Below are 21,376 nucleotides of genomic sequence, written 5' to 3' on the forward strand. Positions count from 1 at the left end.
GCCATGCGGACCGTGAGACCTACGTCCGGTGCACCCGGTGCGAGCGGCCGATCTGCCCGGAGTGCATGGTCGCGGCGTCGGTCGGCTTCCAGTGCCCGGAGTGCGTCAAGGAGGGCGGCAAGGGCGTGCGCGAGGCGCGCACGACCTACGGCGGTCGGATCACCGGTGACGCCAGCCGGGTCTCGCTGACGCTCATCGTCGTCAACGTCGTGGTCTACCTCGCCGGTCTCGGCGCGGGATCGACCCTGATCCGCGACTTCGCCGACCAGCCGCTGTTCGTGGCGATCGACGGCGAGTACTACCGGCTGATCACCAGCGCGTTCCTGCACGCGGGCACCCTGCACCTGTTGGTCAACATGTTCGCCCTGTCGCAGGTCGGGCCGGTCCTCGAGGCCGCGCTGGGTCGGGTGCGCTTCCTCGCGCTCTACCTGCTGGCGGCGCTCGGCGGGTCGGCGATGTCGATGGTGCTGTCGGAGCCGACGTCGTTCGGCGTCGGCGCGTCCGGGGCGATCTTCGGGCTGTTCGGGGCCTTCTACGTCGTGCTGCGCACGCAGGGCCGTGACACGAGCAGCATCACGACCCTGCTGATCATCAACACCGTGATCGGCTTCCTGCCCGGGCTCAACATCGACTGGCGCGCGCACCTCGGCGGCCTCATCACCGGCGCCGTCGTGGCCGCGGCCTACGTCTACGTCCCTCGCGGGCCGCGCCGGGGTCAGCTGCAGGCGCTGGCCTGCGTCGCGGTGCTGGCCGTCATCGTGGTGACCGTGCTGGCTCGCTCGGCGGCCCTGCGCGCCGCCTTCGGAGCCTAACGGCCCCGCAGCGACTGTCCCCGAGCGTCGGGGCCGCGTCTCGGTCAGTCGGGGTCGCCAGGGCGACCACTCTGACCCGAGACGCCACGCGAGCGCCGCGGCCACCCGCGTCTCGGTCAGTCGGGGTCGCCAGAGCGACCACTCTGACCCGAGACAGCGGGTGGGGGTGCGGTCAGGGGGTCGGGAGCTGGCAGGCGGCGTCGAGGCCGAAGACGTGGTTGAGCCGGCCGAACGCGAGCCACGATCCGAGGCACATCGACAGCTCGACCTGCTCGACCTGGGAGTAGTGGGCACCGAACCGCGCCCAGAAGTCCTCGTCGCCGTCGAGGGACAGGTGGTCGAGGGCGAAGCGCTCGGCGTACTCCGCCGCGAGGCGGGTGCGGTCGTCGAAGGCGTCAGCGGTCCGCCAGTCCGTCACCGCGTCGAGGAAGCCGTCCTCGACGACCTCTCCGTCGCGTTCGGTGCGCCAGCCGAGGCAGAACTGGCAGCCGTTGACCTGCGCGATCCGCAACCGGGCCGCCTCGAACTCGCGCAGGCCCAGGGTCGACCGCTCGTAGACCGCCGCGCTGAAGGCCGTCGCGGCCGCGCCGATGCCGGGGACCATCGGGCCCCAGACGTGCATGACCGGGTGCTGCCCGGCGGGGACGTCGACCCTCATGCGCGGACCCCCAGCCGGCCGACGGCCGGTGACAGCGGCACGTCGAGCGCGTCGTAGACCCCCGGGCCGGCGGAGCGCAGCCACGGGACGGCGTTGACGAGCCGGTTGGCCGCGGTCGCGTTGCCGCCGGCCGCGCTGTTGCCCACGCCGGACGGGTCGCGGTCGGCCTCGTCGGTCGCTTCGATGGTGACGACCAGCCGCGGGCTGCCCTCGAGCACCACCCGGTGGGCCCCCTTCGCGCCGCTGTCCGGTGCCGGCCAGTCCGGCGCGACCGAGCCGTCGATGCGGGTCACGTGCTCGACGACGATGACCGCCTCGCCACCGCTCCAGCCCTGCACCTCGAAGCGCAACCCGCCCTGCGTGCCCGCCTCGAACAGCCCCATCTCGTTGGTGACGTCAGCCTCCAACGCCCGGCGCTCGACGGTCTCGCGGACCTCGTCGAGCTGCACCCCGAGCGCCCGGGCGAGCATCCGCACCTGACCGCCCCAGATCATCGTCGGGACGCCCGGCAGCACCATCACCGGCACCTGGTCCATCGGCCCGCCCATGCCGACCGACCCGCGCACGGCCTCGGGTGCGTCGTAGGTCGAGTAGTCGAACAGCTCCTGGCAGCGGATCTGGGTGAGCGAGCCGGCGAGGCCGGACAGCAGCAGCGGCAGGACGTCGTTGCCCCAGCCCGGGTCGATGCCGGAGACGAGCAGCGCCCCACCGCCCTCCTTCGCCGCGCTCTCGACGGCCTCGCGGGTCGCCGGGTCGGCACCGCGCGGGTCGTAGAGGGCGTAGACGCTCGGCGTCACCACGACGCAGCCGGCGCGCAGCGCGGCGCACAGGTCGGCGAGCGCGTCGTCAGGCCGCAGGTCACCGGACGCCGCGTAGACGACCGCGTCGACGCCGGTCAGGTCCGGCTCCGGGGCCGCGACGACGCCGAGCGGAGCGGTCCCCGCGATCGTCCCGGCGTCCTGGCCCGCCCGACTCCGCGACACCACCCCGACGAGCTCGAGCCCGGGGTGCGCGACCACCGCCCGGATCCCCGCGCGCCCCATGTTGCCCGTCCCCCACACGACCGTGCGGATCACGTCACCCTCCCCAGCGCGCCCGGTGCGCCTCCAGAGCCTCCACGACGTCGGCCGGGTGCTGCCCGAGCCTGGTCCCGCTCAGTGCGACGACCCTGTGGCCGGTGTCGACCTCGAGCACGGGCGTCCGCCGGTCCTTGACGACCCGCACCCGCTCGACCTCGCCCCACGGGACCCGCACCCGCCGCGCGCCGTCGAGCACGTCGAGGCCCTCGCCGTCGGCGCGCAGCAGCGGCCCGCAGATCAGGTCGCGTACGACGAAAGCCGCTGCGCCGAGCAGCACCGGCACGACGAGCAGGCGTCCGCCGGTGTCGCTCACGACGAGCGCCGCGACGGCGACGAGGCCGGCCAGGCCGGCCAGGGCGGTGATCCGGCGGGGCGGGTCGACCCGCAGCTCGCCCGGGTGGGCCCCCGGACCCTCGTGGTCGGCGCTCGACACCGGCTCGGGTCCGCTCATGGAACCAGCCTGCCAGCCGATGGATCATCCACAGTGTGGACAACCCCTGGGGGTAACCACACCGTTGTAGTTCGCCGGCCGCCGTATGGCCGCCGCATGGCCGCCGCATGGCCAACGCCCGGCCCGCGCCGCCCCCGCGCCTGCGTCCGCGTCCGCGTCCGCCGCGCCCGCGGCCCCGTCCAGGGATGTGGCGATCATGCGCGCTGGGTCAGTGGGCACTGATCGCCACATCCGGGTGGCGCTGAGGACCGTGGCGTCCGCCCTCGAGAGGAAGTGGCGATCACGCGCGCGGTGACGCCCGTCGTTGATCGCCACATCCACGCCGTGGGTGTGGGCTCGACGGTCAGGGCTCGTACGGCGACCGCACGACCGGTGCGCGGTCAGCGTGACCGGACGGTCAGCGCCACTGGGTCGACAGGCCGAAGCCCGCGATGATGAAGCCGAAGCCGGCCAGCAGGTTGCCGTTGCTCCAGTCCTCGATGACCGGGATCCCGATCATGTCGCCCTGGGTGAGGTAGAAGACGACCAGCCAGAGGATCCCGATCCCGAACAGCGTGAGCATGAGCGGCGCGAGCCAGACCGGGCTCGGCTTCTTCTTGCGCGCGGAGGAGCCCGGGGTCGGCGGAGGCGTGTAGACGGCCTTCTTCCGCTTCTTCGACTCGGGCACGGTGTCTCCAGGTGGTGTCGTCGGGTCGCTGTCGCGGTTAGCGTAACGGGGTGAGCACTCCGAGCGCCGAGCCGACCGGGGTCGGTGCTGAGGTCGGCGCCGAGGTCGGTGCCGCCGACGGGTCGCCGTCGGGCCGCCGGGCGGCGTACCGCGTGCTGGTCCCGGTGACCGCGCTCGGCGCCGGGCTGCTCTTCGCGCTGTCGGCCTCGACGGCGCAGGGCACCGACCTGCGGGCCGAGCGCCAGGAGGTCGCCGGGCTCATCGGGGAGCAGGAGCGCGACGTCGAGCAGCTCGAGGCGCAGGCGCGGGCGCTGCGCCAGGAGGTGGCCGCCCAGACCGGGTCCGCGGCGGCGGGTGACGGCCGGGTGCAGGCCGAGCAGGACCGGGCGGCCGCGCTGGCCGGTGCGGCGGGGCTCACGGAGGTGACCGGCCCGGGGCTGCGGGTCAGCCTCGACGACGCGCCCCGACCGGAGGGCGGCCAGGCGGCGAGTGACAACCCCGACGACCTCGTCGTGCACCAGCAGGACCTGCAAGCCGTCGTCAACGCGCTGTGGGCCGGCGGCGCCGACGCGATGACGCTGATGGGCCAGCGGATCGTGTCGACCAGCGCGGTCCGCTGCGTCGGCAACACCGTCGTCCTGCACGGCCAGGTCTACGGCCCGCCCTTCGTCGTCGAGGCGATCGGCGAGCCGGCCACCCTGCGCGATGCCCTCGACGCCGCGCCGGGCGTCGACTTCTTCCGGACCTTCGTCGACCGCTTCGGGCTGGGCTACGCCGTGAGCTCGCAGGGCTCGCTGACCCTCCCGGCGTACGACGGGACGCTCGACCTGCCCGCAGTGACCCGCTCGTGAGCCCTATGAACGACGCCCTGCGCACCCTCGCGCGCGGTCTCGGCCAGGTGCTGATCACCCTCGGCCTGGTCGTGCTGCTCTTCGTCGTCTACGAGCTGAAGGTCACCAACCTCTACACCGGCCAGCAGCAGTCGGCGCTGGCCGACGACATCGAGGCCGACTGGAGGGCCGGACCGCCGACTCCCCAGCGTCCGAGCTCCGGCGGGACCGACGGCTACCCGGACATCCCGCTCGGTCGCGGCTTCGCCAAGATCTACATCCCCGAGCTCGGTCGCGACTACGTCAAGGTCGTCGTCGAGGGCGTCGGCACCACCAACCTCAAGAAGGGCCCCGGTCACTACCCGAAGACCGCGCGCCCCGGCGAGAAGGGCAACGTCGTCATCGCCGGCCACCGCACCACCTACGGCGCGCCGTTCCACCGCGTCGACGAGCTCGAGGCGGGGGACGCGATCGTGCTGGAGACCGCCGACGTGTGGTTCACCTACCGGGTCCGCAGCCAGGAGGTCGTCCCGCCGACCCGCATCGAGGTGACCTACCCCGTGCCCTACCGCGAGGGCGTCGCGCCGACGGAGCGGCTGCTCACGCTGACGACCTGCAACCCGAAGTTCTCCGCCCGCACCCGGCTCATCGTCTACGCGGTGCTCGAGAAGCAGCAGGCCAAGTCCCAGGGCCGGCCGGCCGCCCTCGCGGAAGCAGCGACCTGATGTACGTCTGGCTGTGGCGCCACCTGCCAGGTGGCCTGTGGGGCAAGCTCGTGCTGTCCGCGCTGATGATCGCGTCGGTCTGCGCGCTGCTGCTGTTCGTCGTCTTCCCGGAGGTGGAGCCGCTGCTGCCCTTCTCCGACGTCACCGTCGACGAGTAGCGCCGGGCGATCGGACGTACGGCTGCGTGAGAGGCTCGTCGGCGTGGCGAGCACCCCTGCGAACAAGACCCCTGCCCCGGCCAAGAAGGCCCCGGCCAAGAAGGCTGCCGTGACCGAGAAGGCGCCGGCGAAGAAGGCCCCGGCCAAGGCCCCAGCCGCGAAGGCGCCCGCGAAGAAAGCCCCGGCGAAGAGGGCGCCCGCTCTGCGCAAAGCGGCTGCCAGGACGACCCCCTCGTCGTACGACGAGAGGCCCTGGCTCGCGAGCTATCCCGAGGGCGTGCCAGCCGACTACGACTTCCCGGACGTCCCGCTGACCCGGCTGCTCGACGACGCCGCGAGCTCCTTCCCGACGGTGACCGCGCTCGCGTTCCTCGGCACCAAGATGAGCTACCGCGAGCTGCGCGAGCAGGTCGACCGCTTCGCCTCCGCGCTGCAGGGCCTCGGGGTGCAGCAGGGCGACCGGGTCGCGCTGGTGCTGCCGAACTGCCCGCAGAACGTCATCGCGTTCTTCGCGGCGCTGCGCCTCGGCGCGGTCGTGGTCGAGCACAACCCGCTCTACACCGACGCCGAGCTGCGCCACCAGCTCGCCGACTGCGGCGCGAAGGTGGTGGTCTGCCTCGACCGGGTCTACGACGCGGTCGCGCGGGTCAAGGCCGACACCGCCGTGCAGCACGTCGTCGTGACGAGCATCGTCGACTACCTGCCGCTCGCGTCGCGGCTCAAGCTGCAGCTGCCGGTGAAGAAGGCCAAGCGGGCCAAGGCCGAGCTCTCGGCGGCGCTCCCCAAGGGCGCGCAGGTCAAGAGCTTCACCGCGCTCCTCAAGGCCAACTCCCTGCCGGCCCGGCAGGCGACGCTCGACCCGGCGACCGACCTCGCGCTGCTGCAGTACACCGGCGGCACGACCGGGCTGTCGAAGGGCGCCATGCTCACCCACCGCAACCTGGTGAGCAACGCCTACATGAACCGGCTGTGGGACACCCAGGCCACCGCCGGCAAGGAGGTCGTGCTCGGCGTCCTGCCGCTGTTCCACGCCTACGGCCTGACGGTCTGCATGACCTCGACGGTGCTGCTCGGCGGGACCCTGGTGCTGCTGCCGCGCTTCGACCTCGACCTCGTGCTCGCGGCGGTCGACGAGTGGAAGCCGACGACGTTCCCGGGCGTCCCGCCCATCTACAAGGTGATCGCGGACAGCCCGAAGTCCAAGGACCACGACCTGCGCTCGATCCGGATCTGCGTGTCCGGCGCGATGAAGCTGCCGGTCGAGGTGCAGGAAGAGTTCGAGGCGATGAGCGGCGCGCGGCTCGTCGAGGGCTACGGCATGACCGAGACCTCGCCGTCGACGCACTGCGGGCCGGTCACCGGCGAGCGACGCCCCGGCACGATCGGCCTGCCATTGCCGGGCACGCTGTGCCGCATCGTCGACCGCGACGACCCGACCCGCGAGGTGCCGGTCGGCGAGCCCGGCGAGCTCGCGATCGGCGGCCCGCAGGTGTTCTCTGGCTACTGGCAGCGCGACGACCTCGAGGGCGTCTTCACCGCTGACGGCTACGTCCTCACCGGTGACATCGCGGTCATGGACGCCGAGGGGTGGTTCTCGATCGTCGACCGCAAGAAGGAGCTCATCATCGCGGGCGGGTTCAACATCTACCCGTCGGAGGTGGAGGAGGTCCTCTACGCGCTGCCCGGCGTCGCGGACTGCTGCGTCGTCGGCGTCCCCGACCGCTACCGCGGCGAGACGGTCAAGGCCTTCGTCGTGACGGCGCCCGGTGCCAGCCTCACCGAGGACGACGTGATCGCCCACTGCGCGGGGTCCTTGACGGCGTACAAGGTCCCGAAGCTCGTGGAGTTCCGCGACGCGCTGCCGCGCACGGTGGTCGGCAAGGTGCTGCGCCGGGTGCTCGTCGAGGAGGAGCGGGTGGCCGCTGATCAGAGGGCGGCCGCGGATCCCAAGCCCGCGTCGGTGCCGAGCGGTGCCCCGCAGGCTCGGCCCCCGGCGAAGCCGTGACGCGTGTCCTCGTGGTCGACAACTACGACAGCTTCGTCTTCAACCTCGTGCAGTACCTCGGCCAGCTCGGGGCCGAGGTCGTCGTGAAGCGCAACGACGAGACGGGGCCCGAGGACCTCGATGGGTACGACGGGGTGCTGCTCTCCCCGGGACCTGGCACCCCTGAGGACGCCGGCTGCTCGGTGGCGATGGTCGGCGCGGCCGAGGAGCGGATGCTCCCGTTGCTCGGCGTGTGCCTCGGCCACCAGGCGATCGCGGTCGCGCACGGTGCTGTCGTCAGCCGGGCACCGGAGCTGCTGCACGGCAAGACCTCCGAGGTCGAGCACTCCGGTGTCGGTGTCCTCGCCGACCTGCCGTCGCCGTTCACCGCGACCCGCTACCACTCGCTCGCCGTGGAGGAGGCGACCCTTCCGGGCGAGCTGCAGGTCACCGGTCGCACGTCGTCGGGCGTCGTCATGGCGCTGCGGCACCGCGACGCCCCCGTCGAGGGCGTGCAGTTCCACCCCGAGTCGGTGCTCACCCAGGGCGGTCACCTGCTGCTCGCCGCCTGGCTGCGCCAGTGTGGCGACACCGCGGCGACGGCCCTCGCGCCGGCGCTGTCGGAGCACGTCGAGGCCAAGCGGCTGGCCGCCTTCGGCTGACCGACCGATGAGTCGCTGGGCCTGGTGACGTCGTAGGTGCAGGATCGGCGCACCGGCCGGCCAGGACGAGAGGACCCACCATGGGAGTCCGCATCACGCCCAACCTGTGGTTCGACGGCAACGCCGAGGAGGCGGTCGCGTTCTACGGGACCGTGTTCGCCGCGACCACGGTGCTGAGCATCGCGCGCTACCCCGCCAACGCGCCGGGCCCCGAGGGCGAGGTGATGACCATCGAGTTCGAGCTCGACGGCAACCGCTTCGTGGGCATCAACGGCGGGCCGCAGTTCAGCTTCGACGAGGCCGTGTCGTTCCAGGTCGACTGCGCCGACCAGGCGGAGGTCGACCACTACTGGGAGCGCCTCGGTGACGGTGGCGAGCGGGGTCCGTGCGGCTGGCTCAAGGACCGCTTCGGACTGTCGTGGCAGGTCGTGCCGGTCGGCATGCAGGAGCTCTTCGAGGACCCGGACCCGAGCCGGGTCGAGCGCGCCATGCAGGCCATGATGGGCATGACGAAACTCGACGTGGCGGCCCTGCGCGCCGCCGCCGCCCCCTGACCGTCTGACGGAGCCCGGGCCTTGATCGAGCCTGTCGCGTAACTGGCGCGGCGAGGGGGGTGGGCGGTGGCGGAGTCCGAGGCCGGCCGCCCCTCGGGGGCTACTCGCGCTTGTTGTGGGCGTGGAGCTTGAGGAGGTTGTGGGCGGCGCAGGCGAGGTGCCATTCGCTGGTGACTGCGGTGTGGCCTCGGCGGCTGAAGCGGGTCATGTTCTGTCGGGTCTTGAGCTGTCCGAAGACCGGTTCGACGGTCCGGCCTCTTTGGCGGTAGTCCGCTCGGCCTCGGTGGTGGCGGAGGCGCCGCTGCCCTCGGGCGGTCTCGGGGCGGCGTTGCAGGTCTTGACCACCGGCGGGGTCACCGCCGTCGCGCATCTTGCGGGTGTCTTTGGCCAGCGGCGCGAGGAGCCTGATCTTGTGCTCGTGGGCAAGCGCGAAGGCTTCCTCGGTGACGTAGCCGGAGTCGGCGACGACCGTGTTGAGCTTGGCGCGGACACCGGCCGCGGTGAGCTGCTCGCGGGTGACGTCCAGGACGGGGTGGAGCAGGTTGCGGTCGACTTCCTTTTGCATCACCGTCGCCCCGACGATCACCTGATCGGCTGTGACGACGGCCTGCGCGTTGTAGCCGACGAGCAGCGTGTGCTTGGTCTTGACCGTGCGTGCCTGCGGGTCGGTGCTGTTGGCGCGAGGCGCCTTGCCCGCTGACGTCAGGACCTGCGGCGGGATCGGTCCGGGTCGGGCGCCCGGTCGTGGCTTGCCCGAGTCCTTGCGGGCCTGCCACGCGTCGATCTTGGCCTGCTGAGCGTCGACGACGCCTTGGCGCTCAGTGGCGAGCCGGTCGCGGGCTTCGGTCAGCCGCGCGATGCGCCCCGCGCGTGACTGCAACTGCGGCGGGAGCTCATCGCCACGGTCCCGCCCGTGCTCGGCGTCCTCAGCAGCGTCGACCGCGCCAGCCTCAGCAAGCATCGCCTCAGACACCGCGGCGAGCTCCGCGGCAAGCTCAGTCGTCAGCTGCTCCTCGGTCCGGTTCGCTGACCATGACGCGTTCGCCGCGACCTTCGTCCCATCGATCGCGAGCAGCGCGAGGCGCAGCATCCCGGCCTCAGCGCACAACCTCAGGACCTCGGTGAAGACCGTCGCGAGCGCCGCCTCGTGCCGCTCACGGAACCGCGCGATCGTGGCGTGGTCGGGCCGATGCCCACCACCGATCACCCGGAACGCCACATCGCGCTGGCAACGCCGCTCGATCTCGCGGGACGAACGCACGCCGTGGCAGTAGGCGAACAGCAGCAGCGCCACCATCAACGCCGGGTCATAAGCCGGGCGGCCCTGACCGTCCGAACGGTAAGCGGCGGTGAACGCGCTCAGGTCGCACTGCTCGACTGCGTCCAACACCAGCCAGACAAGATCATCAGCTGGGAGCCAGTCACGCATGTCAGGAGGCAACAAGAACGGCTGATCCCGCTCCGGCCGCAAGAAGTTCTGCCCCATAAGGGATTCTCCCGCGACCCAGCCGCCGCGCGCCGGCACGACACCCCGAGTTATGCGACAGGCTCGATCATCAGGTGATCTGCACGCGACACCCCGGCGAGTCCCGTGCAGACCCCCTGGTGATCATGCGGGTCGGGTCGAGTCGGGTCGAGGCGGTGCGGGGCTGACGGGTCAGGTGGGGGTCGGGTCCGGGGTCGGGGTGGTCGACGGGTCGGTGGTCGGTGAGCTCGACGGGGACGGTGTCGGCGAGGCCGGGGTCTGCGACACGGTGAGGATGACGTCGGAGCCGCGGGGCGCGGTGGTGCCGACCGGTGACTGCTCGAGCACGACGTCGGGCGGGCCCGCGCTGTCCTGGCCCTGGATGCCGACCCGGAAGCCGGCCTGCTGCAGCAGCGTGATGGCCTCGTCGCGGTTCTTGCCGCGCACGTCGGGCACCTCGACCTGACCGGAGGCGACGACCAGCGTGACCTTGGAGCGCGCGGGCAGCGGGGAGCCGGGGCCGGGGATCACGTCGAGGACGGTGCCGGCAGCGACGTTGCCGTCACGGGGGATGACCTGCTCGACGGTGAGCTTCGCGTCCTGCAGCACCGCCTCCGCCTCGGCCTGCGACTGGCCGCGGACGTCGGGGACGACGGTCTGCTCGAGGCCCTTGCTCACCTCGATGTCGACCGCCCCACCGGCGGTGAGCACGATGCCCTGCTCGGGGGTCTGCCGGATGACGCTGCCGACGGGCTTGTCGGAGAAGACGATGGCGATCTGCCCGACCTGCAGGCCGGCCTCGGCGAGCGCCCGGATCGCGTCGTCGCGGGAGAGCCCGACCAGGGCGGGCGCGGGGACCCGCTCGGTGGTGGTGTCGAAGAGCCCCTTCACGAGCAGGGCCGTGACGAGCACGATCCCGACGAGCACGACCGCGAACACCGCGGTCAGCGTCTTGCGCACCGTGGAGGGACCGGTCCGCGCGGGGGCCACGGTCACGACCTCGGCCACCTGAAGCGTCGTCGTGGGCGGCGGGGCGGCGACCGGCTCGCCGGCCGCGGCGCGCAGCAGGTCGTCGCGCATCTCCACCGCGGACTGGTAGCGCTGACCGGGGCTCTTGGCCATGGCCTTGAGGACGACCGCGTCGACGTCGGCGGAGAGCGTCTCGTCGTACTCCGAGGGGAGTGCGGGGTCCTCGCGGACGTGCTGGTAGGCGACCGCGACCGGGCTGTCGCCGGTGAACGGCGGGGTGCCGGCGAGCAGCTCGTAGAGCAGGCAGCCGGTGGAGTAGAGGTCAGAGCGCTGGTCGACGTGCTCGCCGCGGGCCTGCTCGGGGGAGAGGTAGGCGGCGGTCCCGATGACAGAGGCGGTCTGGGTCATCGTCGACGCACCGTCGGCCGCGGCCCGGGCGATGCCGAAGTCCATGACCTTGACCTCGCCGGTCGAGGTGAGCATGACGTTGCCGGGCTTGATGTCGCGGTGCACGATCCCGGCGGCGTGGGCGACGTCGAGCGCGGACAGCACGTCGGCCGCGACCTCGAGCGCGCGCTGCGGGAGCAGCCGGCCCTCGGTCTGCAGGACGTCGCGCAGGGTCCTGCCCTCGACCCGCTCCATGACGATGAAGGGGACCCCGCGCTCGTCCTCGCCGGTGTCGAAGACTGACACGATGCACGGGGCGTTGAGGCGGGCGGCGGACTGCGCCTCGCGGCGGAAGCGCTGGCGGAACGACGTCTCCTGCGCGAGGTCGGCGCGCAGGACCTTGACGGCGACGTCGCGGCCGAGCCGGACGTCGCGGGCGGCCCGGACCTCGGCCATGCCACCGGTGCCGAGCAGGTCACCGAGCTGGTAGCGGCCGGCGAGCAGCTCGCTCACCGCAGCACCGCCTGCATGACGGCGCGCGCGATCGGCGCCGACACCCGGCCGCCGGTGGCCTCGGAGCCGGCGTCGCCGCCCTCCTCGACGATGACGGCGACCGCGACCTGCGGGTCGTTGGCGGGTGCGAAGCCGATGAACCAGGTGTGCGGGTCCTTGCCGACGGCGTGCTGCGCGGTGCCGGTCTTGCCGGCGACCCGCACCCCGCTGATCTGCGCAGCCCGCGCGCTGCCGTCGCTCACCACGCGCTCCATCATCGCGGTGAGCTGGGCCGCGATGCTGCTCGACACGGCCTCGCGGTAGACCTCCGCGTCGGCGACGTCGAGGACACGAAGGTCGGGCGCCTGGACCTCCTTGACGAGGTAGGGCCGCATGACCCGCCCGGCGTTGGCGACGCCGGCGGCGACCATCGCCATCTGCAGGGGAGTGACGCGTACGTCGAACTGCCCGATCGCGGACTGGCCGCGCTGCGGGGCGTTCAGCTCGTCGGGGTAGACGCTGTCGACGACGTTGTCGGGGACCTCGAGGTCGTTGTCGCCGAAGCCGAAGGACTCGGCGACGTCACGGACCTCGTCACCGTCGAGGTCGAGCCCGATCTGCGCGAAGGCGGTGTTGCAGGAGATCCGCAGCGCGTCCGACAGCGTCGTCGTCCGGCCGTCGCCGCAGGTGCCGCCGCCGAAGTTGCGCAGCGGCCGGGTGGTCTGCGGCAGCGTGAGCTGGGTCGGCGACGGGATGCGGCTCTCGGGGGTCAGCCCGCTCTCCAGCGCCGCTGCGGCCGTGATGACCTTGAAGGTCGAGCCGGGCGGGTAGGTCTGGCGGATCGCGCGGTTGAGCAGCGGCTGCGCCGGGTCGTCGCTGAGCTGGCCGTAGGTCTTGCGGATCGCCTCGCCGTCGTGCGACGACAGCGCCGCCGGGTCGAAGCTCGGGGCGCTCACCATGGCGAGCACCGCGCCGGTGCGGGGGTCGAGCGCGACGACGGCGCCGCGCTTGCCGCGCAGCCCGGCGACCGCCGCGGCCTGCGCGGCGGGGTCGAGGGTGAGCACGACCGACCCGCCCTTGGGCTCGTTGCCGGTGATCTGGTCCGACAACCGCTCCACGAAGAGCCGGTCGTCCTCGCCGGACAGCACCCGGTCCTGCGCGCGCTCGATGCCGGTGGAGCCGTAGATGAACGACGAGAAGCCGGTGACGTGGGCGTACTGCGGACCGGCGGCGTAGCGGCGGAGGTACTTCAGCGCGTCGTCGGTCTCGACCGAGTCCGCGATCGACGTCGCCTTGCCGCCCGACTCGACGGCGATCGCGCCGCGGTCGACGGCGTAGGTGCGCAGCAGGACCCGGCCGTTGCCGGGGTTGTCGCGCAGGTCGCCGGCCTGCACGACCTGGCGGTAGTTGACCATCGCGAGCAGCGACGCGAACAGCGCGAGGACCGCCACGGACACGCGGCGGATGGGGGAGTTCACCGGCGCACCACCGTGGTGGGGGCGTCCTCGAGGGCGACCCGCGCGGCCCCCGGGGAGACCGGGGAGGGGGCCGGTCGGCGGGCGGCGTCGGAGATGCGCAGCAGCATCGCGACGAGCGCCCAGTTGGCGACGACCGACGACCCGCCGTAGGACAGCCAGGGCAGCGTGACGCCGGTGAGCGGGATGAGGCCGGTGACCCCACCGACGATGACGAAGACCTGCAGCCCCAGGGCGAACGACAGCCCGGCGGCCAGCATCTTGCCGAAGGAGTCGCGGCACGACAGCGCCGCGCGCATCCCGCGCTCCACGACGAGGAAGAACAGCATCAGCACGGCCATCACGCCGACCAGCCCGAGCTCCTCGCCGATCGTGGCCATGATGAAGTCGGTGCTGGCGTAGGGCACCGTCCCCGGCGCGCCCTGGCCGAGCCCGGTGCCGGTGAGCCCGCCGGTGCCGAAGCCGAACAGCCCCTGGACCAGCTGGTAGCCCGAGCCGCTCGCGTCGCCGAAGGGGTCGAGCCAGGTGTCGACGCGGCGCTGCACGTGGGAGAAGGCGGCGTAGGCGACGACCGCGCCGCCGGCGAACAGCCCCAGCCCGATGAGCAGCCACGACGTCCGCTCGGTCGCGATGTAGAGCATCACGACGAAGATGCCGAAGAACAGCAGCGACGAGCCGAGGTCCTTCTCCCGCACCAGCACCGCCAGCGACGCGGCCCACGCGAGCAGCACCGGCCCGAGGTCGCGCGCCCGCGGCAGGTCGAGCCCGGCGACGCGGCGCGACGCGAGCGACAGCACGTCGCGCTTGGCCACGAGGTAGCCGGCGAAGAAGACGATGAGCAGCAGCTTCGCGGCCTCGCTCGGCTGGATCGTCATCGGCCCGACCCGCACCCACAGCCGCGCGCCGTTGATGGTCCGGCCGATGCCCGGGAGCGCGGGCAGCAGCAGCAGCACGAGCCCGGCGGCAGCGCAGGTGTAGGTGTAGCGGGTGAGCTTGGTGTGGTCGCGCACCACGACGAGCACGGCGATGAAGGCGAGGACACCGACCGCGGTCCACACCAGCTGCAGCGGCGCGTCGGCGCTCGGCACCTCACGGCCGGCCTGCGTCGCGCGCTCCGCGGCGGCGAGGTCGAGCCGCCGGATGAGCACGACGCCGAGGCCGTTGAGCAGCGCCACGACGGGGAGGATCAGCGGGTCGGCGTGGGGCGCGACCAGCCGCACGACGAGGTGCGCGCCACCGAAGAGCGCGGCCAGGCCGAGGCCGTAGCCGAGAGTGCCGCTCGGCACCGAGCCGTCGACCCCGATGCCGACCGCGATGTAGGCGAGCACGGCGAGCAGCACCGCCGCCGTGGTGAGGACGAGCTCGGTGCCTCGACGCGGAGGGGCGTACGACGGGAGCAGGCTCGGCGCCGTCACGGACAGCCCGGCCGAGGGGTCGGTGACGCGCTAGGGGTGGGGGTGACCGAGGCGGCAGGCGTCGCGGTCGACGTGGCGGCGGGGGTGGTCGGTGGGGTGGTCGGTGGGGTGGTCGCCGGGGTCGTGGCGACCGGCTGCGGCGACACCCCGGGCAGCGGCGGGAAGGTCGCGCTGCAGTAGCCCTCGCGGACCCGGCTGAGGATGTCGAGCGCGTCGGCCCGGTCGGAGGCGGTGATGCCGTCCTCCACCCGGGTGCGGGTCAGCTCGTCGAGCCCGTCGAGCGGCAGCGCCGACTCCGACTCGACGGTCGCGAGCCGGACCCCGGCGACCGACCCGCTGACGCCGCGGAAGACCGCGACGGTCCCGTCGTCGGCGCCGACGTAGTACTGGCTGCGGACGTAGGCCCAGCCCGCCCCGGCCCCGGCGAGCAGCAGCACCAGCACGCCGACGAGCACCCCTGCGGTACGCCGGTGCCGGCGACGCGCGACCGGGCGGACGGTCTGCGGCACCGACCGCGCGGCGACCGGTTCGTCGTGGGCGGTGCGGTTGGCGTGGGCGCGCGCGGCAGGGCTGTCACCCACGCCCGGGGGCGGTGCCTGCGGCTGGTCCGCGGCGGCGCCGGCGACGACCGGGTTGGTGGTCGCGTCGGCCGCGACGACGTCGGCGACGACGACCGTGATGTTGTCGGGGCCGCCGCCCTTCAGCGCGAGCTGCACCAGTCGGTCGACGCTCTCCTGCGGATCGGCGATGCCGAGCGCCTCCTGAAGCGTCTCGATACGCCCGACCGGGCCGGTGAGGCCGTCGCTGCACAGCAGGTAGCGGTCGCCGAGGCGAGCCTCGCGCACCGACAGGTCGAACTCCACGTCGGGCCGGCCGTCGAGGATGCGCGTGACGACCGAGCGCTGCGGGTGGGTGCTCGCGTCCTCCTCGCTGATGCGGCCCTCGTCGACGAGGGCCTGCACGAAGGTGTGGTCGTGGGTGATCTGGGTGAGCTCGCCGTCGCGCAGGAGGTAGGCGCGCGAGTCGCCCACGTGGAGCAGGCCGAGCCGGCTGCCGGCGAAGAGCACCGCGACCAGCGTCGTGCCCATGCCGTGCAGGTCGCTGTCGGCGGCGACCATGTCGCGCAGGTGCTGGTTGGCCGACATCGCGGACCCGTGCAGGGCGGCGAGCAGGTCGGAGCCGGGGGCGTCGTGGTCGAGCGGGGCGATCGCGGCGATCGCGACGGCGCTCGCGACCTCACCGGCAGCGTGGCCACCCATGCCGTCGGCGACCGCGAGCAGCCGCGGCCCGGCGTAGACCGAGTCCTCGTTGCCGGCGCGGATGAGCCCCGTGTGGGACCGCGCGGCGTAGCGCAGCGCCAGCGTCACCGGCGCAGCTCCAGCACGGTCTTGCCGATCCGGATCTGCTGCCCGAGCGGGACGGGCGTCGGGCGCGAGACCTTCGACGCACCGAGGTAGGTGCCGTTGGTCGACCCGAGGTCCTCGAGCACCCAGGCCCCGTCGTCCGGGTAGAGCCGCGCGTGCCGGCTGCTCGCGTAGTCGTCGGTGATGACCAGCGTCGAGTCGTCGGCGCGGCCGAGGGTGATGGGTGCGTCGGCGAGCGTGATCGACGTACCTGCCAGTGCGCCCTCCGTGACCACGAGCCGCCGGGCCTGCGAGCGCCTGGTGGGCTTGCTCGTCGGGCTCGCGGCGGGCGCGGGCTGCGGGACCTTGGGCGCCCGGCCGCTGCCGAGCAGGTCGGTCTTGACGGTCCGGAAGGCGACCAGCACGAAGACCCACAGCAGCGCGAGCAGGCCGTACTTCACGAGCGAGACGACGAGGGCGCTGGCCATCAGCCGCCTGCCCGGAAGACGAGGACGGTCGCCCCTACGCCGATCGCGTCGCCGTCGGCGAGCGTCGCCCTCAGCGCCTTCGCACCGTTGACGCTGGTGCCGTTGGTGCTCTGCAGGTCGAGCAGCTCCGCGCTGCCGTCGGGATGCAGCGTGATCTCGGCGTGCCGACGGCTGACCCCGGTGTCGGAGACCTTGAGGTCGGCCTCCGCGCCGCGGCCGATGACGGTGACCGGGCCGAGCGGGTGCCGCTCGCCCTTCACCTCGAGCGCGGGCGAGCCCTGCACCGGCACGGCAGCGGGCGCGGCGGGCTGCTGCTCGGCGTGGACCCGGCTGCGGACCCGGAACACCCCGGTGTCGAGGTCGTCGATGCGCACGAGGTGGACCCGCACGGTCCCGACGAAGGACCAGCCCTGCTCGTCGGCGTGCTCGCGCACCATGTCCGCCAGCTCGGCGGTGAGCGCCTCGTCGTACTCCGCCAGGCGCTCGTGGTCGTGGGTCGAGAGCTCCACGTCGTAGTCGTTGGGGACGAGGACGCGGCCGGCGCCGACGATGGTCTTGTGGTCCGCGGCTTCGCGCTGCAGGCGGGCGGCCACCTCGACCGGCTGGACGACCCCTCCGAAGGTGCGCGCGAAGGCACCCTCGACGAGGCCTTCGAGCCGTCGCTCGAAGCGCTGCAGCACTCCCACGTCGACTCCCTTCCCATCCGGGGCGTGATCGTATCCACGCGGAGGTGGTGATCCCGTTCGCCTGTCGACCGGACCGGGTCCGCGCCCGCTCGGTGCTAGCCTCTCCTCCTGCTACGCGCGAGTGGCGGAATGGCAGACGCGCACGGTTCAGGTCCGTGTACTCGAAAGGGTGTGGGGGTTCAACTCCCCCCTCGCGCACAACGCAAGGCATGCTCGCCAGCTACCCGGACGCGGTCGTCCAGGTGAGCTGCGCGGGCTACTGCTGAAGTAGGGGAGCAGGCGGATCTACCCGCAGACCCGGGCTCGACGGTAGGGCGGCGCGGCTGCTGGTCGTGGTCGCGCTCAGCCGTGCTCCGACACGAAGCGCTCCTGACACGCCGAGGAGCAGAACAGCCACTCCCTCCCGCCGACCAGGGTGGACAGCGCTCCTGGTCTCACCGACATGTGGCAGACCGGGTCGATCAGCCCGTCCGGCGTGCCGAGCGGCAGCGACCACACGGCGATCGGCTCCGACAGGTGGCGCAGCGTCCGGGGCCCGAGCGGACGCGCATCAGTGCTGGCCGGAGCCGCGGCTGACCTGACCGCACCGCTGAGCAGCAGCTCGCCCGGCGCGGCGAGCCCGCACAGGCGGGCCGCGACGTTGACCGTGTGTCCGAGGAAGTCCTCGCCGTGCACACCATCGACCCGCAGGGCTGGACCGGTGTGGACACCCGCGCGGACCCGCAGGCACAGGTCGGCGGCACCCTGCTCCGACACTCCCGCGCGTAGCGCCTCGAGCATGTGTGCCGCGGAGCGGGCGACGAGGAGCGCGCCGTCCCCCAGGTGCTTCACGCAGACCACGTCCGCGAACTCCTCGCACGCCCGGGCCAGGGCGCCGACGAACGCGTCGTGGACGTCGGCGGCGTAGTCGTCGCCGTGAGCCTCGGTCAGCGCGGTGAACCCCGCGAGATCCACGAACGCCACACAACGGTCTACTCGCTCGCGGCCCCAGCGGACGTCCATGAAGCCAGTCTGCCGCCAGCGCGCCCGGGGTCGTCGTCGCGGCGCGTGCCGTGCGACAGGACTTTGGAGCCCGGCGGCGAAGTAGGGGGTGACCCCAGCGCCACCAGGAGACCGCCATGCGCCGCACCGTGCTCACCGCCCTCGCCCTCGCTGTCGCGGCCGGAGCCCTCGCGCCCGCGCACGCCGCGCCGCCGAAGCCGTTCAGCAAGAAGGTCACCTTCGTCGACCAGACGCCCGACCCCTCGGCGTACTTCCTGGGCCCGGAGCACTGCCTCGGGCAGCTGCCGAGGGAGAAGCCGGTGTCGGTGGCGATCCCGGCGGCGGGCACGGTCGACATCGCGATCTCGGGCTTCACCGGCGAGTGGAGCCTGCTCGTCATGAACCCCGCCGGCGACGTCATCGGCGTGGCCGACGCCGACGCGCCGGCGACGGAGAAGCTCACGATGAAGCTGCGCAAGGCCGGCCGGATCGACATCCTGCCGTGCAACCTGTTCGGGACCTTCGAGGCGTCGCTGACCTACAGCTGGGCGCCGAAGAAGTAGCGGCTGGGCAGAAGTACCCCCTGGGGGTATGCTTCGGGTCCCGGACCCTGGAGGGCTCCATGGACCACGGCCAGCACGCCCCCGCGCCTGACGGTGCCTCGCTCACCCGGCTCGCCGTCAGCGCGACCGTCCACTGCCTGACCGGCTGCGCCATCGGCGAGGTGCTCGGCATGGTGATCGGCACGGCCCTGGGCTGGAGCGACCTCCAGACCATCGCGCTCGCCGTCGTGCTCGCGTTCTTCTTCGGCTACGCCCTCACCATCGGCCCGGTGTTGCGGTCCGGGCTGACCCTGGGCGCAGCGATCCCGGTCGCGCTCGCCGCCGACACCGTCTCGATCACGGTCATGGAGGTCATCGACAACGCCGTGATGCTGCTCGTCCCGGGAGCGATGGAGGCGGGCCTCGCAGACCCGCTGTTCTGGGGCGCGCTGGCCTTCGCGCTCGTCGTCGCCTTCGTCGTCACGCTGCCGGTCAACCGGTGGCTCATCGGTCGGGGCAAGGGCCACGCGGTTGTCCACGGCATGCACGAGGCGGCCGGCTCGACCGGCTCCGACCACCACTGACCGGGGCCCGGCGTGCGGCGACCCCTGACGCCTCCTAACGTGGGTGCCATGGACCGACCGCTGCGTGCCGACCGGCTCGGCCGCGCCGTCGCGCTGCTGGCGCTGGTCGTCGGGCTGCTCGCCATGCACGGGGTCGCCGGCGCCCACCACGCCGCCGCTGAGGCTCCGTCGCACACCAGCACCGTGCACGCGGCAGTCCCGACCGAGCACGGCGCGGCCCACGTCGACCCCGTCCCGGCCGGAGCGCCGGTGGCCTTCCCGACCCCGAGTTCCCCCGACTGCGGCGACGACTGCGAGCCCGGCGTGGCGACGCTCTGCGTCGCGGTGCTGGCGGTCACCGCGATCGCGGTCGCGGCCGGGCTCGTCGCCCGGTCCCGCACCGGCACCTCGCTGGCGTCGGAGCGACCGCGGGCGCGTGCTCCCGTCGTACTCCGGCTGCCCCCTCGACTCGACCCCGTGGCGGAGCTCTGCGTCAGTCGGACGTGAGCCGTCGGTCCGCGACCGTCGCCCCACCCGCTCGACGCACCACCTCCCCACGACCCGAGACACCGAACGGAGCTTCACCTTGCGCACCTCCCTGCTCGCCACCTCCCTGCTCAGCGCCGCCCTGGTGCTCACCGCCTGCGGCAGCAACACCGACACCGCCTCGAGTGACGACCGCTCGAGCGACAGCTCGTCGTCGAGCGCGAAGGGCAACGACGCCGACGTCGCCTTCCTGCAGGGCATGACGCCGCACCACGAGCAGGCCGTCCTCATGAGCGACCTCGTGCTCGCCGCCGGCCCGCCCGCGGGCGTCGCCGACCTCGCCCGGCGCATCAAGGCCGCGCAGTCCCCCGAGATTGACCAGATGACGAGCATGCTCAAGGACCTCGGCGCCACGGCGGACAGCGGTGGTCAGGGGGGCGGCCACAGCTCGGGCGGCATGGACGGGATGGGCGCCGAGGCGCACGAGGGGATGATGAGCGACGCCGACCTCGCGACCCTGAAGGACGCCCGGGGCGTCGACGCCGCGCGGCTCTACCTCGAGGCGATGATCGTCCACCACCAGGGCGCGATCAAGGCGTCCGATGCTCAGCTCGCCGACGGTGTCTACGGACCCGCCCGGATGCTGGCCGAGAGCATCGCGAAGGCCCAGGCCGCCGAGATCGCCGAGATGCGGCAGCTGCTCGCGTCGCTGTAGCGGCTGACCCCGGTCCCGGGGGGCATGCTGGTGTCGGAGGCGACACCGTGAGGACCTGGCCGAGGAGGCACCCGCTGATCGCTGGTGCCGTCGTGGTCGTGCTGCTCCTCGGGGCCGTGTGGGTGGTCAAGTTCGTCGGCCTGGTCCGCGACGTCGGCCGCCACGCCGACTACTGGGCAGAGCCGCGCGGCCAGACCGGCGGCCTGCTCTACGTCGCTCTCGGTGACAGCGCCGCCCAGGGCATCGGGGCCAGCGCTCCCGAGCGGGGCTACGTCGGGCTGCTCGCCGAGCGGCTGCGGGAGCGCACCGGTCGGCCCGTCGAGGTCGTCAACCTCTCCTCCTCGGGCGCCCGCATCGGCGACGTGCTTGACACCCAGCTCCCGGCGCTGGCCGCTCTCGGCCGGGTGCCCGACGTCCTCACCGTCGGGATCGGCGGCAACGACGTGCGGGCCTACGACCGCGAGGACTTCGCTGCGGAGACAGCCCGCCTCACCGCGGCGCTGCCCGAGGGCGCCTACGTCGCTGACGCGCCGTACTTCATGCACGGCCGCTGGGAGGACGACGCCGCGCAGGCCGCCGGCGTCCTCACCACCGCCGCCCGCGCCGACGGCCTGCGCCCGGTCGCGCTGCACGCCGCGCAGCGGGCGCAGGGCTGGACGGCGATGTTCACGCAGTTCGCCGCCGACTGGTTCCACCCCAACGACCGGGGTCATCGGGTCTGGGCCGACGCCTTTTGGGCGGTCATCGAGCCGGACCTCCCCGACTGACGACGCCCCGGGCCACGGGTGC

General features: G+C 73.0%; 24 protein-coding genes and 1 tRNA gene. 13 read left to right on the plus strand and 12 right to left on the minus strand.

The features are described from left to right. Nucleotides 1-65: 65 nt before the first annotated feature. Entirely contained in the window at nt 66-812 is a 747-nt protein-coding gene (locus Q8R60_17730; GenBank protein MDP3714316.1) for a rhomboid family intramembrane serine protease, read from the plus strand. A gap of 172 nt (nt 813-984) precedes the next feature. On the opposite strand, the gene Q8R60_17735 is transcribed toward Q8R60_17730, so the two are convergent. From Q8R60_17735 to Q8R60_17750, 4 genes are all read right to left on the minus strand, one after another. Next, on the minus strand, nt 985-1,470 hold the full coding sequence (locus Q8R60_17735) for a carboxymuconolactone decarboxylase family protein (protein ID MDP3714317.1): 486 nt from the start codon (nt 1,468-1,470) through the stop codon (nt 985-987). Continuing rightward, nucleotides 1,467-2,513, minus strand: coding sequence for a dihydrodipicolinate reductase (locus tag Q8R60_17740; protein MDP3714318.1), 1,047 nt, complete (start codon nt 2,511-2,513; stop codon nt 1,467-1,469). The genes Q8R60_17735 and Q8R60_17740 overlap by 4 nt, the downstream gene beginning before the upstream one ends. Nucleotides 2,514-2,547: 34 nt before the next feature. After that, nucleotides 2,548-3,000, minus strand: coding sequence for a PH domain-containing protein (locus Q8R60_17745; GenBank protein MDP3714319.1), 453 nt, complete (start codon nt 2,998-3,000; stop codon nt 2,548-2,550). A 397-nt stretch (nt 3,001-3,397) separates the two neighbouring features. Further along, nucleotides 3,398-3,667, minus strand: a complete 270-nt coding sequence (locus Q8R60_17750; protein ID MDP3714320.1) for a cell division protein CrgA — start codon at nt 3,665-3,667, stop codon at nt 3,398-3,400. Between the two features lie 50 nt (nt 3,668-3,717). Between Q8R60_17750 and Q8R60_17755 the strand changes: the two genes are divergently transcribed. The 6 genes from Q8R60_17755 (at nt 3,718) to Q8R60_17780 (ending at nt 8,580) form a co-directional block, all read left to right on the plus strand. Further along, nucleotides 3,718-4,518, plus strand: a complete 801-nt coding sequence (locus Q8R60_17755) for a DUF881 domain-containing protein (protein ID MDP3714321.1) — start codon at nt 3,718-3,720, stop codon at nt 4,516-4,518. A gap of 5 nt (nt 4,519-4,523) precedes the next feature. Next, nucleotides 4,524-5,222, plus strand: coding sequence for a class E sortase (locus tag Q8R60_17760; protein ID MDP3714322.1), 699 nt, complete (start codon nt 4,524-4,526; stop codon nt 5,220-5,222). Next, nucleotides 5,222-5,380, plus strand: coding sequence for a hypothetical protein (locus tag Q8R60_17765; GenBank protein MDP3714323.1), 159 nt, complete (start codon nt 5,222-5,224; stop codon nt 5,378-5,380). The genes Q8R60_17760 and Q8R60_17765 overlap by 1 nt, the downstream gene beginning before the upstream one ends. 43 nt (nt 5,381-5,423) lie before the next feature. Beyond that, nucleotides 5,424-7,385 carry an AMP-binding protein gene (locus tag Q8R60_17770; GenBank protein ID MDP3714324.1) on the plus strand — a complete coding sequence of 654 codons (1,962 nt, stop codon included), beginning with the start codon at nt 5,424-5,426 and terminating at the stop codon, nt 7,383-7,385. After that, nucleotides 7,382-8,026: an aminodeoxychorismate/anthranilate synthase component II gene (locus Q8R60_17775; GenBank protein ID MDP3714325.1), complete on the plus strand. Its 645-nt coding sequence runs from the start codon at nt 7,382-7,384 to the stop codon at nt 8,024-8,026. Before Q8R60_17770 ends, Q8R60_17775 begins: the two co-directional genes overlap by 4 nt. An 80-nt stretch (nt 8,027-8,106) precedes the next feature. Next, nucleotides 8,107-8,580 (plus strand): VOC family protein, encoded by a 474-nt coding sequence (locus Q8R60_17780; protein MDP3714326.1) that lies wholly within the window; start codon nt 8,107-8,109, stop codon nt 8,578-8,580. A gap of 100 nt (nt 8,581-8,680) precedes the next feature. Here Q8R60_17780 and Q8R60_17785 read toward each other — a convergent pair whose 3' ends face one another. The 7 genes from Q8R60_17785 to Q8R60_17815 all read right to left on the minus strand — a co-directional run bounded on the left by Q8R60_17785 (nt 8,681) and on the right by Q8R60_17815 (nt 17,300). Further along, nucleotides 8,681-10,009: a transposase gene (locus tag Q8R60_17785; protein ID MDP3714327.1), complete on the minus strand. Its 1,329-nt coding sequence runs from the start codon at nt 10,007-10,009 to the stop codon at nt 8,681-8,683. Between the two features lie 228 nt (nt 10,010-10,237). Further along, entirely contained in the window at nt 10,238-11,914 is a 1,677-nt protein-coding gene (gene pknB, locus Q8R60_17790; protein ID MDP3714328.1) for a Stk1 family PASTA domain-containing Ser/Thr kinase, read from the minus strand. After that, nucleotides 11,911-13,371, minus strand: coding sequence for a penicillin-binding protein 2 (locus Q8R60_17795; protein MDP3714329.1), 1,461 nt, complete (start codon nt 13,369-13,371; stop codon nt 11,911-11,913). The genes pknB and Q8R60_17795 overlap by 4 nt, the downstream gene beginning before the upstream one ends. After that, a complete protein-coding gene (locus tag Q8R60_17800) occupies nt 13,368-14,783 on the minus strand; it encodes an FtsW/RodA/SpoVE family cell cycle protein (protein ID MDP3714330.1) in 1,416 nt (471 codons plus the stop codon). Before Q8R60_17800 ends, Q8R60_17795 begins: the two co-directional genes overlap by 4 nt. Next, nucleotides 14,780-16,150 carry a protein phosphatase 2C domain-containing protein gene (locus tag Q8R60_17805; protein MDP3714331.1) on the minus strand — a complete coding sequence of 457 codons (1,371 nt, stop codon included), beginning with the start codon at nt 16,148-16,150 and terminating at the stop codon, nt 14,780-14,782. Before Q8R60_17805 ends, Q8R60_17800 begins: the two co-directional genes overlap by 4 nt. Further along, nucleotides 16,147-16,614 carry an FHA domain-containing protein gene (locus Q8R60_17810; GenBank protein MDP3714332.1) on the minus strand — a complete coding sequence of 156 codons (468 nt, stop codon included), beginning with the start codon at nt 16,612-16,614 and terminating at the stop codon, nt 16,147-16,149. The genes Q8R60_17805 and Q8R60_17810 overlap by 4 nt, the downstream gene beginning before the upstream one ends. Next, nucleotides 16,614-17,300, minus strand: coding sequence for a DUF3662 and FHA domain-containing protein (locus Q8R60_17815; GenBank protein ID MDP3714333.1), 687 nt, complete (start codon nt 17,298-17,300; stop codon nt 16,614-16,616). The genes Q8R60_17810 and Q8R60_17815 overlap by 1 nt, the downstream gene beginning before the upstream one ends. 115 nt (nt 17,301-17,415) lie before the next feature. Here Q8R60_17815 and Q8R60_17820 point away from each other — a divergent pair. Beyond that, nucleotides 17,416-17,498, plus strand: a tRNA-Leu gene (locus Q8R60_17820). Between the two features lie 144 nt (nt 17,499-17,642). Here Q8R60_17820 and Q8R60_17825 read toward each other — a convergent pair. After that, on the minus strand, nt 17,643-18,302 hold the full coding sequence (locus tag Q8R60_17825; GenBank protein ID MDP3714334.1) for an adenylate/guanylate cyclase domain-containing protein: 660 nt from the start codon (nt 18,300-18,302) through the stop codon (nt 17,643-17,645). Between the two features lie 116 nt (nt 18,303-18,418). Here Q8R60_17825 and Q8R60_17830 point away from each other — a divergent pair, with 116 nt between their 5' ends. The 5 genes from Q8R60_17830 (at nt 18,419) to Q8R60_17850 (ending at nt 21,354) form a co-directional block, all read left to right on the plus strand. Next, complete coding sequence (locus Q8R60_17830) at nt 18,419-18,844, plus strand: hypothetical protein (protein ID MDP3714335.1); 426 nt, start codon at nt 18,419-18,421, stop codon at nt 18,842-18,844. A gap of 59 nt (nt 18,845-18,903) precedes the next feature. After that, nucleotides 18,904-19,407: a DUF4396 domain-containing protein gene (locus tag Q8R60_17835; protein ID MDP3714336.1), complete on the plus strand. Its 504-nt coding sequence runs from the start codon at nt 18,904-18,906 to the stop codon at nt 19,405-19,407. Nucleotides 19,408-19,455: 48 nt separating this feature from the next. Then, nucleotides 19,456-19,893, plus strand: coding sequence for a hypothetical protein (locus Q8R60_17840; GenBank protein ID MDP3714337.1), 438 nt, complete (start codon nt 19,456-19,458; stop codon nt 19,891-19,893). 79 nt (nt 19,894-19,972) lie between these two features. Next, complete coding sequence (locus Q8R60_17845) at nt 19,973-20,587, plus strand: DUF305 domain-containing protein (protein MDP3714338.1); 615 nt, start codon at nt 19,973-19,975, stop codon at nt 20,585-20,587. Between the two features lie 92 nt (nt 20,588-20,679). Next, nucleotides 20,680-21,354, plus strand: a complete 675-nt coding sequence (locus Q8R60_17850; protein MDP3714339.1) for an SGNH/GDSL hydrolase family protein — start codon at nt 20,680-20,682, stop codon at nt 21,352-21,354. The last annotated feature ends 22 nt before the right edge of the window (nt 21,355-21,376 follow it).

The sequence above is a fragment of the Mycobacteriales bacterium genome (genome assembly GCA_030697205.1).
Classification (GTDB): Bacteria; Actinomycetota; Actinomycetes; order Mycobacteriales; family SCTD01; genus JAUYQP01.